This is a genomic window from Empedobacter stercoris, from assembly GCF_020281205.1.
GTDB classification, from domain to species: Bacteria; Bacteroidota; Bacteroidia; order Flavobacteriales; family Weeksellaceae; genus Empedobacter; species Empedobacter stercoris.
On sequence record NZ_JACXZC010000073.1, the window covers coordinates 1 to 521 of the forward strand.

Annotated in this window: 1 rRNA gene; it reads right to left on the reverse strand. The window is 44.7% G+C overall.

The window, feature by feature from the left end:
- Positions 1-521 (reverse strand): 23S ribosomal RNA (locus tag IF125_RS14215); the annotation flags it as partial.

Consider the following 521-nt stretch of genomic DNA (forward strand, 5'->3'; position numbering starts at 1 on the left):
CTCCACTTTGTGTTACCAAAGCTTCAACCTGCCCATGGGTAGATCACAAGGTTTCGCGTCTAATACTACTGACTATACCGCCCTATTCAGACTCGCTTTCGCTACGGCTCCGGACCTGAAGTCCTTAACCTTGCCAGCAACATTAACTCGTAGGCTCATTATGCAAAAGGCACGCCGTCACACTTACGTGCTCCGACCGCTTGTAGGCGTACGGTTTCAGGTTCTATTTCAACTTTCTATTCGAAATGCTTTTCACCTTTCCTTCACAGTACTAGTTCACTATCGGTCTTTGAGGAGTATTTAGCCTTGGAAGATGGTCCTCCCATATTCGGACAGAATTTCTCGTGTTCCGCCTTACTCGTTATCAACCTTATAACCTTTTCGCTTACGGGACTATCACCCTCTTCGGTTAACCTTTCCAGGTTATTCTACTAAAATTATAAAGTCTTTAGGGCTAATCCGCGTTCGCTCGCCACTACTTACGGAATCTCAATTGATTTCTTTTCCTATTGGTACTTAGA